Source organism: Citrobacter sp. Cpo221, from assembly GCF_030332345.1.
In the GTDB taxonomy this organism is placed as follows: Bacteria; Pseudomonadota; Gammaproteobacteria; order Enterobacterales; family Enterobacteriaceae; genus Citrobacter; species Citrobacter portucalensis.
Genome location: NZ_JAOWIA010000019.1, coordinates 1 through 479, shown reverse-complemented (window position 1 = coordinate 479; position 479 = coordinate 1). Strand labels below are relative to the sequence as shown.

Sequence of the window (479 nt, the reverse complement as noted above, 5' to 3'; positions counted from 1 at the left end):
GCGACAGGGTTACGCTGTTTCCGTTACATAAACGGAGTCAACAGCATGAAAAAATTCGATGCTCAGGCCATTCTGAATGAGATGAATGCCAGAAAAGCCATCAGCCGGCGTCCCAGAAAAAGTAAACTGACACGGCATGCATCCCAGATCCTTGCCCTGCGCGCTCAGGGTGCCACCCTTGAGATGATTTGTATCTGGCTGCGCAAGAACCATCGCTGCCGCGTCCACCGCACGACAGTGTCCCGCTGGCTGGAGACACAACATGAGTAAATTTGCGTCTCCTGACAGACAGGCTGCATCAGTGATGAAAGCTCTTCAGGGACATACCCTCTCGTCCGTCCGTACTGTCGCTAACTATGAAGCCTGCCTTAGCCTGGTGGCAAAATACGTACAGGCGAACCGGCTGGGTAGTCTTCGGGATCTGACACCGGGTATGGCTCTGACCTGGCTTGAGAAGCGGAGTCTCAGCGTTTCCCAGA

The 479-nt window shown here is 54.1% G+C and carries 1 protein-coding gene and 1 pseudogene; both read left to right on the top strand.

The features are described 5' to 3' along the window. Positions 1–45 precede the first annotated feature (45 nt). On the top strand, positions 46–270 hold the full coding sequence (locus OGY72_RS00775) for a hypothetical protein (protein ID WP_286546115.1): 225 nt from the start codon (positions 46–48) through the stop codon (positions 268–270). Then, positions 263–479: pseudogene (locus tag OGY72_RS00770) on the top strand (site-specific integrase); the annotation flags it as partial. The gene OGY72_RS00775 and the pseudogene OGY72_RS00770, both read left to right, overlap by 8 nt.

Coding starts and splice junctions, on each gene's coding strand:
- OGY72_RS00775 (WP_286546115.1), top strand. CDS start 46: ATGAAAAAATTCGATGCTCAGGCCATTCTGAATGAGATGAATGCCAGA.